This is a genomic window from Citrobacter sp. GW821-FHT07H02, assembly GCF_059418505.1.
In genome coordinates this window covers 42,091-55,741 of sequence record NZ_JBWKPZ010000004.1, presented here as the reverse complement: position 1 = coordinate 55,741, position 13,651 = coordinate 42,091, and the positions used below count along the sequence as shown (strand labels likewise).

Genomic DNA, 13,651 nt, shown 5'->3' with positions numbered 1-13,651 from the left:
GGCGCTACGCTTATCAGGCCTACAGCACCTGATAAGCGCCATCCGGCCATTTTTTATGCGGCTTTTTTCTCTTTCGAAGGCAAAAAGCCTTCCAGCACAATCATTGCCGCGCCGACACAAATTGCCGTATCCGCGAGGTTAAACGTAGCGAAGTGCCAGTTGCCGACGTAGAAGTCGATCATATCGACCACGAAGCCATGCCACAAACGATCGAATAAATTGCCCAGCGCGCCACCGATAATCAACGCATAAGCAATGTTATTCAGCTTTTGCGAAGCTTTTCCACGATACATCATCACCATCAGGATCACGCAGATACCAATGGCAATACCGGCGAAGAACCAACGCTGCCAGCCACCACTATCGGCAAGGAAACTGAACGCCGCGCCGTAGTTACGCGCATAATGCAGATTAAGCGATGGGAACAGCGACACCGTATCCCCCAGAGCAAAATTCTGGAGGATCAGGTACTTGCTGCCCAAATCGATAATCAGCACGACTACCACCAGCCACAGCCAGCGCAGTCCTGTTGAACAGATAGGCTTACTCATCAGGCAAACTTACGTTGTTCGCCATCACCGGCGATATTGCTGACACAGCGTCCGCAGATGTCTGCGTGTTCCGCCACCTGGCCGACATCCGTCGTGTAATGCCAGCAACGCGGGCACTTATCACCCTCAGCTTTGCTCAGGGCAACTTTCAGCCCTTTCAGCAGTTCGCTCTGCTGTGCATCAGCAGGCGCACTTGCATACTCGGCAACAACAGCACCGGAGGTCAACAGGACGAATCGTAATTCGTTGCCCAGTGCGGTCAGTTTGGCAGCCAGTTCAGGTTCCGCATACAGCGTCACCGCCGCTTCCAGAGAACCACCCACTTTCTTGTCCGCACGTGCCTGTTCGATGACTTTGTTCACTTCGCCACGGACTTTCAGCAGCTCGTCCCAGAAGGCGTCGTTCATGGCTTCGGCATCGGCCAGGCCAAACAGGCCGGTGTACCACTCGCCGGTGAAAACGTATTTCTCGCGGGAGCCCGGCAGGTAGCCCCAGATTTCGTCCGCCGTGAAGGACATGATCGGCGCCATCCAGCGTACCAGCGCTTCTGCAATGTGATACAGGGCAGTCTGGCAGCTACGACGCGCCACGCTGTCTGATTTCGCGGTGTACTGACGATCTTTGATGATGTCGAGGTAGAACGAGCCCATTTCAACGGAGCAGAAACGCATCAGGCGTTGTACCACTTCGTGGAAGTCGTAGGCTTCATATGCTTTCAGGATGTCTTCCTGTGCGGCTTGCGCACAGCCAACCGCCCACCTGTCCAACACGACCATCTCTTCCGGTTTCACCATGTCTTTCACCGGATCGAACCCGTTCAGGTTCGCCAGCAGGAAGCGCGCGGTGTTACGGATACGACGATAGCTGTCGGCAGCACGCTTCAGGATTTCGTCAGAAACGGCCATCTCACCGGTATAATCGGTAGATGCCACCCACAAACGCAGGATATCCGCGCCCAGTTTGTTCATCACATCCTGAGGAGAAACGGTATTACCGATAGATTTGGACATCTTGCGACCCTGACCATCCACGGTAAATCCGTGGGTCAGTACCTGGCGGTATGGCGCTTTGCCTTTCATCGCGGTGGAGATCATCAGAGAAGACATGAACCAGCCGCGATGCTGGTCAGAACCTTCCAGATACATATCCGCAGCATGGCCGGAGAATTCAGGGCGCACATCTACCACGGAAGAGTGGGTGGAGCCAGAGTCAAACCAGACGTCCAGCGTATCCGGCACTTTCACATACTGGTCAGCGTCATCGCCCAGAATCTCTTTCGGGTCGAGATCCCACCATGCCTGAATGCCGTCAACTTCAACGCGCTTCGCCACTTCTTCCATCAGTTCAATGGCGCGAGGATGCAGCTCTTCGGTGTCTTTGTGAACAAACAGAGACATCGGCACACCCCAGGTACGCTGACGGGAGATACACCAGTCAGGACGGTTCGCGACCATAGATTCGATACGTGCCTGACCCCAGTCCGGGATCCACTGTACGCCTTTAATCTCTTTCAGCGACTGCGCGCGCAGGCCTTGCTGATCCATGCTGACAAACCACTGCGGCGTCGCGCGGAAGATGATCGGCGACTTGTGACGCCAGCAGCACGGATAGCTGTGCTGCATTTTTTCTACGTGCAGCAGTGCGCCTTTCTCACGCAGCATCTCAACGATTTTGTCGTTGGCTTTGAATACGTTAACGCCATCCAGACCGGGGTAAGTTCCGGCCAGGTAAGCGCCGTCCGGCCCTACCGGGTTGGCGATTTCCAGACCGTATTTCTGGCTGATGGTGTAGTCGTCAGGACCGTGGCCACCGGCGGTATGAACAGCCCCGGTACCGGCATCCAGCGTCACGTGATCGCCAAGGATAGCCGGGACGTCGAAGCCCATAAACGGATGGGTAAAGCGCAACAGTTCCAGTTCCGCACCTTTTACAGTGCCGAGGATGCTGTAGTTTGCGGCGCCAATACGCTGCATCACGCCTTCAACCAGATCTTTCGCCAGAATCAGCGCCTGATCGTCAATCTGTACCAGCGCATAGTCGAAATCAGCCGCCAGAGAAATCGCACGGTTAGCAGGCAGCGTCCACGGGGTGGTAGTCCAGATAACCAGAGAGATTGGGCCGTTCACGGAAGTGACGCCGAATTTAGCTTTCACGGCATCCTGAGAGGCGGCGTGGAAAGCCACATCGATGGATGGGGAGGTTTTGTCGTAATACTCAACTTCTGCTTCCGCCAGTGCGGAACGGCAGTCTACGCACCAGTGCACCGGCTTCGCGCCTTTGTGCAGGTGGCCGTTACCGATGATTTTACCCAGCGCACGAATGATGTTGGCTTCGGTTTTGAAGTCCATGGTCAGATACGGATGCGACCAGTCACCCAGCACGCCCAGGCGGATAAAGTCATTACGCTGACCGTCGACCTGCGTCGCCGCATATTCACGGCACTTCGCGCGGAACTCCGCCGCGGTGAATTTCTCGCCCGGTTTACCGTATTCCTGTTCAACTTTCAGTTCGATCGGCAGACCATGACAGTCCCAGCCAGGAACATAAGGTGAGTCAAATCCCGTAAGTCCTTTGGACTTCACGATAATGTCTTTCAGAATCTTGTTAACTGAGTGACCAATATGAATACTGCCATTCGCATAAGGAGGGCCATCATGCAAAATGAAGGTTTTTTTGCCTTTTTTGGCCGCACGAATGATGCCGTACAGGTCATCATCAGTCCAACGCGCCAGCATTCCCGGTTCGCGTTTGGCGAGATCGCCACGCATTGGGAACCCTGTTTCCGGCAAATTCAGGGTTGATTTATAGTCACTCATCAGATTCTCGTTTCCGTATTTTTCACGTAGGCTTACGCCGGGTTTGATAGCCCAAAAAATTCGCGGGCCGTTAACTCATCACGCGCGATCTGCGCTTTCAACTCATCAAGAGAAGCGAACCGCTGCTCATTGCGTATCTTTTTACGCAGTATTACATCTATATGGCGACCGTAGAGGTCCATTGCAACGTCCAGCAGATGCACTTCCAACTGTTGACGCACGCCCGCCACCGTTGGGCGAGTACCAATGTTAGCGACGCCGGGTAACGGCGTGTCGCCAAGGCCCATCACTTCAACCGCATAGACCCCTTTAACCGGGGAAACCTGACGACGTAGCGGTAAATTCGCCGTAGGAAAACCGATGGTGCGCCCTAACTCATCGCCATGGACAACACGCCCGGAGATGGTAAAGGGGCGTCCCAGTAAACTTTCAGCGAGCGACAGGTTGTCTTCTGCCAACGCCTGGCGCACCGCTGTACTGCTGATTCGCACACCACCTTCACAGAACGTCTGGGTGCTGGTGATGTCAAAACCATACTCAGCGCCCGCTTTCTGTAATAACAAGAAATCGCCTTCGCGACCAGCACCAAAGCGGAAATCATCGCCAATGGCAAGAAATTGTACGCCGAGACGCTTAACCAGCAGGTCACTGATAAACATTTGCGCCGTGAGCGCGGCAAACCGTCGGTCGAAACGCACGCACAGCACGTATTCGACGCCACACTCTGCCAGGTAGCGTAGTTTTTCCCGTAGACGGGTCAGACGCGCAGGCGCCTTTTCAGTCGCAAACAGCTCCAGCGGCTGCGGCTCGAATATCATGACCATTACCGGTAAACCACGCTTGCGCCCTTCTTCCTGCAAGCCCTGCAGCAATGCACGATGGCCACGGTGCACACCGTCGAAATTACCAATAGTCAGCACACACCCATGTGGGGCCTGACTGAGATTATGTATGCCGCGTATCAGCTTCATGTCTGGCTCAAAACAGTGAAAATCGCCAAAGTATACCTTGTACAGCGGTCAAGGTTAACCGGCGATTGATGCAGCGAAACATAAAGAGGTTTGTTTTCATTGTTATGGCCAAATCAATACAAAAAACTGGCCGCCCTGTTCAATTTTTATCGCGGAAAAGCTGTATTCACAGTCCGCAAGCTGGTAGAATCCTGCGCCATCACTACGCAACGAGTGCTGCAATATTAACGGCGCTTATTTGCACAAATCCATTGACAAAAGAAGGCTAAGAGGGCATATTCCTCGGCCTTTGAATTGTCCATATAGAACACATTTGGGAGTTGGACCTTGGCTAATATCAAATCAGCTAAGAAGCGCGCCGTTCAGTCTGAAAAGGCTCGTAAGCACAACGCAAGCCGTCGCTCTATGATGCGTACTTTCATCAAGAAAGTATACGCAGCTATCGAAGCTGGCGACAAAGCTACTGCACTGAAAGCATTTAACGAAATGCAACCAATCGTGGACCGTCAGGCTGCTAAAGGTCTGATCCACAAAAACAAAGCTGCACGTCATAAAGCTAACCTGACTGCACAAATCAACAAACTGGCTTAATCGCCTGATTGTTGAAGCTTTGTAAAAGAACCCGCGCAAGCGGGTTTTTTTATGTCTGTCCGGCACACTCGCCTTACTTGCTCGCAGGAGCAAAAAGCGTGCTGTAGTCCGCATGACAAATTCGTTGTACCGCAGGATGTTGAATCATCCTCTCCGCAAAAATGGCATGGTACTCTTCCATGACATTCTCTACGCGCCCGATTTCAACAATCGAATCGTCTGCATAAAAATCATTCGCATAGAGCGTTGGCGCCACAAAGATCGCATTGTGAGTCGCGCCAAATGCCTTCATCAACGCCGCATCATCAAACTCACCCAGAATCTCAACGTTTAGCCCCTGGGAGTTAATCCAGTTCAGCAATTTGCGTCCCAGCATTGAACGACGCCCTGGAATCAACACCCGGCGTTCCTCCAGACAGGCAGGAAACGGTTTTTCAGGGAGCGGATGAGTACACCAGAAGCTGACGCTGCATTCGCCAATCCTCACAGAGAAGAGTCCTTCCTGCTGCGTGGAGTCTATCGGGCAATCAGAGATGATCATATCCAGCTTATGCTGACTCAGTTGTTCAAGTAACATCTCGTGCGTAGATTCAAAGCACCGCAGGTGGATCTGTTCTCCCTCCGCCACAGCGGCATCCAGCACGCTGCTGACCAGACGTTTGGAAAGCGCATCCGCAACGCCAACATCAAACAGCAGGTTTGACTCTTTGCGGTAATTCACGATATCCAGCATTTCCTGGCTCAGCGTGAACATTTTATCCGCATAGCGAAAAACCAATTCCCCTAACTCGCTGGGCTCCAGACCACGCCCCTTCCGCTTGAACAATTTTCCCTGTAAACGCTCTTCAAGGGCTTTAATCTGGCCGGTAATAGTTTGTGGGGTCAGATACAGCGCCTCTGCTGCACCAACAACAGAACCTTCTTTATAGACATGCCAGAAGTAATAAAGATGGTTGTAATTAATATGGGGCATGCTCATTTCTCTCCCTGAACAATGTCGCAAAGGGAGCCACATTCGGCTCCCTTGTGATTCCACACCCGTTAAACAGGCGTATTTAAGCGGGCACGAAGCCAACTATAACCCACAATCGCCGACAACAACGATCCGATCAGAATTCCCAGTTTTGCCCAGTTAATCAGCTCAGGATCGACATTTCCAAATGCCAGACTGGCGATGAAAATCGACATGGTAAATCCGATACCGCACAAGATCCCGACGGCCATAATCTGCTGGAAGTTCGTCCCTTCCGGTAATTGCGCCAGTTTGAGACGCAGAGCCAGCCAGCAGAACACGCTGATACCCAGCGGTTTACCGATTAACAGACCTGCAATAATCCCCAGCGGAAGCATGGAGGTCAGTCCGTCCATCGTCACACCCTGTAACGAGACCCCAGCATTGGCAAAAGCGAACAGTGGCAGGATCAGATACGCCACCCACGGATGCAAAACGTGCTCCAGACGTTTGGCCGGAGAGCGACCGTGCTTCTCTTTGAGCGGAATGAAGAAGCCGACAATCACGCCAGCAAGCGTTGCGTGCACTCCAGACTTCAGCACTGCTGTCCATAACACCATGCCCACCAGAATATAAATACCGGTACGCCTTACCCCGCACATATTCAGGACGGCCAGCACCAGAATCGCAAACGCGGCAACGCCTAACGACATCACGGAAAGGTCACTGGTGTAGAACAGCGCGATAATCACAATAGCGCCCAGATCGTCGATAATCGCCAGCGCCATCAGGAATATTTTCAGCGCCAGAGGTACACGGCTCCCCAACAGCGCCAGCACACCCAGAGCAAACGCGATATCGGTTGCGGCTGGAATGGCCCACCCTTCACGCGTTATGGGATCCGCATAGTTAAACGCAAGATAGAGCAAGGCCGGGACAATCATCCCTCCAATGGCGGCAATGATCGGGAAAGCCGCCTGACGCAAACTGGCCAGCGACCCCTGCATAAGTTCACGTTTGACCTCAAGCCCTACCAACAGGAAAAACACCGCCATCAGTGCATCGTTGATCCACAACAGCATGTTTTTATTGATTTCTAACGCGCCGACCCGCAGTTGTACTGGTGTTTCCAGAAATGCGTGATACCAGCCACTGGTCCACCCCAGGTTCGCCATCAACATAGCCAGCGCAGCGGCGATGATAAGAATGATGCCCCCAGAGGCATCGCTGCTAAAGAAACGGTGCAGATGTTTCACTTTTTATTCTCTCAATCAGGTGAATACTTCGTAATTACTATATTAACCTGCATGATCGATCGTTAAAATTAGATTATTTATGATAAACAATTCGGTTTTTACGATGAAATGAAGTCTTACGCCTTGCCGAATTATATGAATACGCTTAATAAAAAAGGCCTGAGATTTCTCAACCTCAGGCCCTTGTCCGATCTCATGCAAGCAATTAGCGGGTCAAATCATCAAAGAATTTTTTCACGCCGTCGAAAAAGCTTTTTGAACGCGGGCTGTTTTTCTCGCCCGTTGGGCCACCAAAGCTGTCCTGAAGATCTTTCAACAGTTGCTTCTGCTTGTCATTCAGGCCAACCGGCGTTTCGACGACAACACGGCAGAGTAAATCGCCCTGTGCGCCACCGCGTACGGACTTCACGCCTTTACCGCGCATGCGGAACAATTTGCCGGTCTGTGTTTCGCCAGGCACCTTCAGCTTCACGCGGCCATCCAGCGTTGGGACTTCAATCTCACCGCCAAGCGCCGCCATTGCGAAGTTGATTGGCACTTCACAGTACAGGTTGTTACCTTCGCGTTCGAAAATAGGGTGCTGTTTTACCTGTACCTGAACGTACAGATCGCCTGCTGGCGCGCCATGTTCACCGGCTTCACCTTCACCAGAAAGACGAATGCGATCGCCCGTATCCACGCCTGCCGGGATTTTAACGGACAGCGTTTTGCTTTTCTCAACGCGACCGTGACCGTGGCATTTGTTGCACGGATCTTTGATCAGCGTACCGCGGCCCTGACAATGCGGACAGGTCTGCTGTACAGCGAAAAAGCCCTGACGCATCTGTACCTGGCCTGAACCGTGACAGGTTGGACAGGTCTGCGGCTTGGTACCTGATTTCGCGCCGCTGCCGTGGCAAATATCACACTCTTCCAGCGTCGGGATGCGGATCTCTTTGGTGACGCCACGCACGGCTTCTTCCAGAGTGAGATCCATGTTGTAACGTAAATCAGCACCACGTGAAGCGCGCTGACGGCCACGACCGCCGCCAAAGATATCGCCAAACACGTCACCAAAGATATCGCTGAAGTCAGCCCCGCCGCCAAAACCGCCGCCGCCGCCCATACCGCCTTGCTCAAACGCAGCATGGCCGTACTGATCGTAAGCCGCACGTTTTTGTGCATCGGTCAGGATCTCGTAGGCTTCTTTGATCTCTTTGAATTTGGCTTCGGCCTCTTTATCACCCTGGTTACGGTCCGGGTGAAATTTCATGGCCAGGCGCTTGTAGGCCTTTTTGATTTCACGCTCTTCCGCTGTTTTGGAAACGCCTAAAATCTCGTAATAGTCTTGCTTAGCCATCTCTTTTTATCTGCCCTTAACATGCATAAACGGGCGGAGAGGAAAACCTCTTCGCCCGTGTCAGTAATTACCCAATCAAAGGGCGATTATTTTTTGTCTTTCACTTCTTCAAACTCAGCGTCGACAACATCGTCATCTTTCGCGTTGTTTGCAGAAGCATCAGCTGAACCAGCCTGCTGCTGTGCATGCTGCTGCTGGGCGATTTCCATCAGTTTCTGGGAAACCTGAGCCAGTGCCTGCATTTTCGCTTCGATGTCTGCTTTGTCTTCACCTTTCAAAGATGCTTCCAGCGCAGTCAGAGCAGACTCGATGGCAGTTTTGTCGTCAGCCGGCAGTTTATCGCCTGCTTCTTCAACCTGCTTACGGGTGCTGTGCAGCAGATGGTCACCCTGGTTGCGGGTCTGAACCAGCTCTTCAAACTTACGGTCAGATTCTGCGTTCGCTTCTGCTTCGCGAACCATTTTCTGAATTTCTTCTTCGTTCAGACCAGAAGAAGCCTTGATGGTGATCTTCTGCTCTTTACCGCTGTTTTTGTCTTTCGCGGAAACGTGCAGGATACCATCGGCATCAATATCGAAGGTCACTTCGATCTGCGGCATACCGCGCGGTGCTGGGCTGATGCCATCCAGGTTAAACTGACCCAGATCTTTGTTATCAGCGGCACGTTTACGTTCACCCTGCAGCACATGGATGGTTACCGCAGACTGGTTGTCTTCAGCGGTAGAGAACACCTGGCTGTGCTTGGTCGGGATGGTGGTGTTTTTGCTGATCAGCGCCGTCATCACGCCGCCCATGGTTTCGATACCCAGAGACAGCGGGGTAACGTCCAGCAGCAGTACGTCTTTCACATCACCAGTCAGTACACCACCCTGAACAGCTGCACCGATTGCAACAGCTTCGTCCGGGTTAACATCTTTACGCGGTTCTTTACCGAAGAACTCAGCAACTTTCTTCTGCACCATCGGCATACGCGTCTGACCACCGACCAGGATAACATCCTGAACGTCAGAAACAGACAGACCAGCATCCTGCAGAGCAACTTTCAGCGGCTCGATGGAACGGTTCACCAGGTCTTCTACCAGGCTTTCCAGTTTCGCACGGGTCACTTTGATGTTCATGTGTTTCGGACCGGTCGCGTCTGCAGTGATGTACGGCAGGTTCACGTCGGTCTGCTGCGCAGAAGACAGTTCGATTTTCGCTTTTTCTGCGGCTTCTTTCAGGCGCTGCATTGCCAGCGGGTCATTACGCAGGTCAATGCCCTGATCTTTCTTAAATTCGTCAACCAGGTAGTTGATCATACGGCTGTCGAAGTCTTCACCACCCAGGTGGGTATCACCGTTGGTTGCCAGAACTTCGAAGGTTTTTTCGCCGTCAACTTCGTCGATTTCGATAATAGAGATATCGAAAGTACCGCCACCGAGGTCATAGACCGCGATAGTACGGTTACCAACTTCTTTATCCAGGCCGTAAGCCAGCGCTGCTGCAGTCGGTTCGTTGATGATACGTTTGACTTCCAGACCTGCGATACGACCGGCATCTTTGGTTGCCTGACGCTGAGCATCGTTGAAGTATGCAGGTACAGTGATAACCGCTTCAGTTACTGGCTCGCCCAGGTAATCTTCCGCCGTTTTCTTCATTTTTTTCAGCACTTCAGCAGAGATCTGCGGCGGTGCCATTTTCTGACCTTTTACATCAATCCATGCATCACCGTTGTCAGCACCGATGATTTTGTACGGCATGATGGCTTCATCACGCTGTACTTCTTCGTCCTGGAAGCGGCGGCCAATCAGGCGTTTAATCGCAAACAGGGTGTTTTGCGGGTTTGTCACTGCCTGACGTTTAGCCGGCTGACCAACCAGAGTTTCACCATCCTGGGTATAAGCAATGATAGAAGGCGTGGTGCGATCGCCCTCGGCATTCTCCAGCACACGTGCAGTAGTGCCATCCATAATCGCTACACAAGAGTTGGTAGTACCCAGGTCGATACCAATAATTTTACCCATCTAAACGTCTCCACTAAAAATTCGGTCATCATGTGGTTGTGAATCTGTAATAAGGGCGAAACGTGCGGTTTCAACTACCCTGAATCGTTTTTTTTCAGACTCACTCACTGCGGTTGACTACAAGATGGGGTCGTAACCCACGTCATCAAGGGGGGCACGAAAATTTTTTTTACCGCGAAGAGAAAATAAACACCAGAAAAGCATAATAGGACGACCGTTCTCCGACCTGAAAAGTGCTTTTATCTCTCTTCTGCCACCTTTATAAGACCGAAATCCAGACAGAACCTTTACGAAAAGCGCAGCGCCACTGTCTCTTGTTGGAGAACCAAAAAGCGCGGCATAAACGGTGTAGACGCTGTGTGATCGGCGTCACTCAAAAGTAAAACGCGCACTTGAGTAAAAAAACTTCATTTTACCCCTGGTAGATCATAGACAGCCCCCATCCCCATGATTATTATGCCGCGCCCCGAACTGATACTGCTTTATCGGGGGAACTATTTCACCATTCAATCAATGATGATTTTGAGGAATTATGGGCAACACTAAGTTGGCTAATCCGGCACCGCTGGGCCTGATGGGTTTCGGCATGACCACCATTCTGCTTAACCTGCATAACGTGGGTTTATTTGCTCTTGACGGTATTATTCTCGCGATGGGGATTTTCTACGGCGGTATCGCGCAGATCTTTGCCGGCCTGCTGGAATACAAGAAAGGCAACACCTTCGGCTTAACCGCATTCACTTCTTACGGCTCCTTCTGGCTGACGCTGGTCGCGATCCTGTTAATGCCGAAAATGGGTCTGACAGATGCACCCAATACGCAGTTCCTGGGCGTGTATTTGGGACTGTGGGGCGTGTTCACACTGTTCATGTTCATCGGTACGCTGAAGGCTAACCGTGCACTGCAGTTTGTCTTCCTGAGTCTGACAGTGCTGTTTGCCCTGCTGGCTGTCGGCAACATCGGCGGTAATGCAGCAGTGATCCACTTTGCAGGCTGGGTGGGCTTAGTTTGCGGCTCCAGCGCCATCTATCTGGCCATGGGCGAAGTGCTGAACGAGCAGTTTGGGCGCACCATTCTGCCTATCGGCGAAGCGCACTAATTTGTTGATATCCCCCCGACTGGGGGGATATTTTTTTACTCTTGCTGCAGTTTTGCCTCATCATGGATGTCACGGTAATAAATATCCTGACGCAGCCACATTCCTAATCCCAACCCTATCAGTGATAACGCCAGCACATACCAGGCAGGCGCCATCGGCGAAATGCCCATCAGCACGGTAACGAAAATCGGCGTCAGTCCCCCAAAAATCGCATACGAGACATTGTAAGAAAACGAAATGCCGGTGAAGCGAACCTCCGCCGGAAAAGCTCTGACCATGACATAGGGCACCGCCCCTACCACGCCGACACACAGTCCTACAACGCCGTAAAGAAAGAATAGCTGCTCCGGATGCGCGCCTGATAAGTGATAAAAGAACCAGCTTGAGCAGGCCAGCAGCAGGCTCCCCACAATGAAAGTCTTACTGGCACCATAACGATCGGCGGCCAGTCCCGCCAGTAAACATCCCACACACAGCATGATGGTTGCGATGCTGTTTGCCTGTAGGGTCAGCGCTGGCGCAAAACCGTATTGTTTTTGCAGCCAGACTGGCGACATCAAAATCACCACCACAATACCTGCCGACAAAAGCCAGGTCAGCAGCATCGAGACAACCACCGCTTTTCGGTGATTAACCACAACAGATTTTACCGGAAGTTCCTGCGCCAACGCTTTACGCTGCTGCATCTCGAGGAAGATGGGCGTTTCCTGCAACCAGCGGCGTAAATACATCGCCACAAAGCCGAAAACGCCCCCGAGCACGAAAGGGATACGCCAGCCATAATCGTGTACTGCCTGTTGAGTCATGCTGGTGTTAATCAGCGTAGCAACGACAGAGCCGAGCAGGATCCCCACCGTTAATCCCGCAGTCAGCGTACCGCAGGCGATCCCTATCCGACGTTCAGGAACATGTTCCGCCACAAACACCCACGCGCCGGGGACTTCACCACCAATGGCCGCACCCTGCAAAATGCGCATCAGTAACAGCAGCAACGGTGCCAGAATCCCCAGGGAGGAAAAGGTGGGTAACAGACCTATCGCCAGCGTCGGCACGGCCATCAACAAAATGCTCAGGGTGAACATTTTTTTTCGCCCCACCATGTCGCCAAAGTGCGCCATGATGATGCCTCCCAGTGGACGTGCCAGATAACCGGCAGCAAAGATGCCGAAGGTCTGCACCTGGCGGAGCCATTCTGGAATGTCTGAAGGGAAAAACAGTTCGCCAACGACAGCCGCGAAGAAGACAAAAATAATGAAGTCATAAAACTCAAGCGCGCCACCGAGAGCGGCCAGCGTAAGGGTTTTATAATCCTGACGATTCAGAGGTCGTGTGTGTTGTGACATAGCAAACCATGAGTAAAGTGGAGTTATTGATTGGGTTAAGCGATATGTAAATTAAAAATTACTATATCGTAAACAATTCAATACTCCACTCACTTCACCGCTTATGTCACGAAACGGTTAACTTCAGGCGTTTGTATCGCGGATGGCGCTTTTCGGGCGAAATGATGCTACCACGTCGGGTGCGGTTTCCACATACGGGCCATCCAGCAGCTGTATACAATACGGTACACTGGCAAAAATCCCCGCCACCAGCGCTTTGCCGTCCGCATCTTTCACCCCTTCCAACGTTTCTTTGATGGATTTAGGTTGTCCCGGCAAATTGAGGATCAGCGCCTGTTTGCGAATGACGCCCACCTGGCGAGAGAGAATTGCTGTTGGCACAAAGTGCAGGCTGATCTGGCGCATCTGTTCGCCAAAGCCGGGCATTTCCCGGTCAGCGACGGCCAGCGTCGCATCCGGCGTAACGTCGCGGCGCGCAGGCCCGGTTCCGCCGGTCGTCAGTACCAGGTGACAACTCATCTCATCGACCAGTTCACACAGCGTTTGTTCAATAATCGCCTGTTCATCCGGTATCAGTCGGGTTTCTACTTCAAAAGGGGTCGTCAGGGCGGCAGCCAGCCACTCTTCCAGAGCCGGGATACCTTTGTCCTGATAAACACCGCTGGAGGCGCGGTCTGAGATGGAAACTAAGCCAATACGTAAGGTGTTCATGATTATTCCGTTTAAACAG

The 13,651-nt window shown here is 52.3% G+C and carries 11 protein-coding genes and 1 pseudogene; 2 read left to right on the top strand and 10 right to left on the bottom strand.

What is annotated here, in order from left to right; translation table 11 throughout:
- Positions 1–53: 53 nt before the first annotated feature.
- The 4 genes and pseudogenes from lspA to AC07NP_RS07240 all read right to left on the bottom strand — a co-directional run bounded on the left by lspA (position 54) and on the right by AC07NP_RS07240 (position 4,560).
- Positions 54–551, bottom strand: a complete 498-nt coding sequence (gene lspA / locus AC07NP_RS07255; protein WP_192611018.1) for a signal peptidase II — start codon at positions 549–551, stop codon at positions 54–56.
- The gene (gene ileS, locus AC07NP_RS07250; RefSeq protein ID WP_494660012.1) at positions 551–3,367 is read right to left on the bottom strand and encodes an isoleucine--tRNA ligase; all 2,817 of its coding nucleotides are present in this window, start codon (positions 3,365–3,367) and stop codon (positions 551–553) included. The genes lspA and ileS overlap by 1 nt, the downstream gene beginning before the upstream one ends.
- A gap of 32 nt (positions 3,368–3,399) precedes the next feature.
- Positions 3,400–4,338: a bifunctional riboflavin kinase/FAD synthetase gene (gene ribF / locus AC07NP_RS07245; protein WP_494660011.1), complete on the bottom strand. Its 939-nt coding sequence runs from the start codon at positions 4,336–4,338 to the stop codon at positions 3,400–3,402.
- Between the two features lie 7 nt (positions 4,339–4,345).
- Positions 4,346–4,560: pseudogene (locus tag AC07NP_RS07240) on the bottom strand (DUF2575 domain-containing protein).
- Between the two features lie 105 nt (positions 4,561–4,665).
- Between AC07NP_RS07240 and rpsT the strand changes: the two are divergent.
- Complete coding sequence (gene rpsT, locus AC07NP_RS07235) at positions 4,666–4,929, top strand: 30S ribosomal protein S20 (RefSeq protein ID WP_003018940.1); 264 nt, start codon at positions 4,666–4,668, stop codon at positions 4,927–4,929.
- Between the two features lie 73 nt (positions 4,930–5,002).
- Here the strand turns inward: rpsT and nhaR are convergent, their stop codons facing one another.
- From nhaR to dnaK, 4 genes are all read right to left on the bottom strand, one after another.
- The gene (nhaR, locus tag AC07NP_RS07230; protein ID WP_494660092.1) at positions 5,003–5,902 is read right to left on the bottom strand and encodes a transcriptional activator NhaR; all 900 of its coding nucleotides are present in this window, start codon (positions 5,900–5,902) and stop codon (positions 5,003–5,005) included.
- A 68-nt stretch (positions 5,903–5,970) separates the two neighbouring features.
- Positions 5,971–7,137: a Na+/H+ antiporter NhaA gene (gene nhaA, locus AC07NP_RS07225; RefSeq protein WP_494660010.1), complete on the bottom strand. Its 1,167-nt coding sequence runs from the start codon at positions 7,135–7,137 to the stop codon at positions 5,971–5,973.
- A 205-nt stretch (positions 7,138–7,342) separates the two neighbouring features.
- Positions 7,343–8,476: a molecular chaperone DnaJ gene (gene dnaJ, locus AC07NP_RS07220; RefSeq protein ID WP_203358980.1), complete on the bottom strand. Its 1,134-nt coding sequence runs from the start codon at positions 8,474–8,476 to the stop codon at positions 7,343–7,345.
- Positions 8,477–8,562: 86 nt separating this feature from the next.
- Entirely contained in the window at positions 8,563–10,479 is a 1,917-nt protein-coding gene (gene dnaK, locus AC07NP_RS07215) for a molecular chaperone DnaK (protein WP_494660009.1), read from the bottom strand.
- Between the two features lie 532 nt (positions 10,480–11,011).
- On the opposite strand from dnaK, the gene satP reads away from it, so the two are divergent.
- Positions 11,012–11,578 (top strand): acetate uptake transporter, encoded by a 567-nt coding sequence (gene satP, locus AC07NP_RS07210; protein WP_203358981.1) that lies wholly within the window; start codon positions 11,012–11,014, stop codon positions 11,576–11,578.
- Between the two features lie 35 nt (positions 11,579–11,613).
- On the opposite strand, the gene AC07NP_RS07205 is transcribed toward satP, so the two are convergent.
- Both AC07NP_RS07205 and mog read right to left on the bottom strand, forming a co-directional pair.
- Positions 11,614–12,921 carry an MFS transporter gene (locus AC07NP_RS07205; protein ID WP_494660008.1) on the bottom strand — a complete coding sequence of 436 codons (1,308 nt, stop codon included), beginning with the start codon at positions 12,919–12,921 and terminating at the stop codon, positions 11,614–11,616.
- Between the two features lie 123 nt (positions 12,922–13,044).
- On the bottom strand, positions 13,045–13,632 hold the full coding sequence (gene mog, locus AC07NP_RS07200; protein ID WP_203358983.1) for a molybdopterin adenylyltransferase: 588 nt from the start codon (positions 13,630–13,632) through the stop codon (positions 13,045–13,047).
- Between the last annotated feature and the right edge of the window lie 19 nt (positions 13,633–13,651).

What these genes read in the sequence shown, in the direction of transcription:
- lspA (WP_192611018.1), bottom strand. Translation starts at nt 551, where the DNA reads ATGAGTAAGCCTATCTGTTCAACAGGACTGCGCTGGCTGTGGCTGGTG.
- ileS (WP_494660012.1), bottom strand. Translation starts at nt 3,367, where the DNA reads ATGAGTGACTATAAATCAACCCTGAATTTGCCGGAAACAGGGTTCCCA.
- ribF (WP_494660011.1), bottom strand. Translation starts at nt 4,338, where the DNA reads ATGAAGCTGATACGCGGCATACATAATCTCAGTCAGGCCCCACATGGG.
- nhaR (WP_494660092.1), bottom strand. Translation starts at nt 5,902, where the DNA reads ATGCCCCATATTAATTACAACCATCTTTATTACTTCTGGCATGTCTAT.
- dnaJ (WP_203358980.1), bottom strand. Translation starts at nt 8,476, where the DNA reads ATGGCTAAGCAAGACTATTACGAGATTTTAGGCGTTTCCAAAACAGCG.
- dnaK (WP_494660009.1), bottom strand. Translation starts at nt 10,479, where the DNA reads ATGGGTAAAATTATTGGTATCGACCTGGGTACTACCAACTCTTGTGTA.
- satP (WP_203358981.1), top strand. Translation starts at nt 11,012, where the DNA reads ATGGGCAACACTAAGTTGGCTAATCCGGCACCGCTGGGCCTGATGGGT.
- AC07NP_RS07205 (WP_494660008.1), bottom strand. Translation starts at nt 12,921, where the DNA reads ATGTCACAACACACACGACCTCTGAATCGTCAGGATTATAAAACCCTT.
- mog (WP_203358983.1), bottom strand. Translation starts at nt 13,632, where the DNA reads ATGAACACCTTACGTATTGGCTTAGTTTCCATCTCAGACCGCGCCTCC.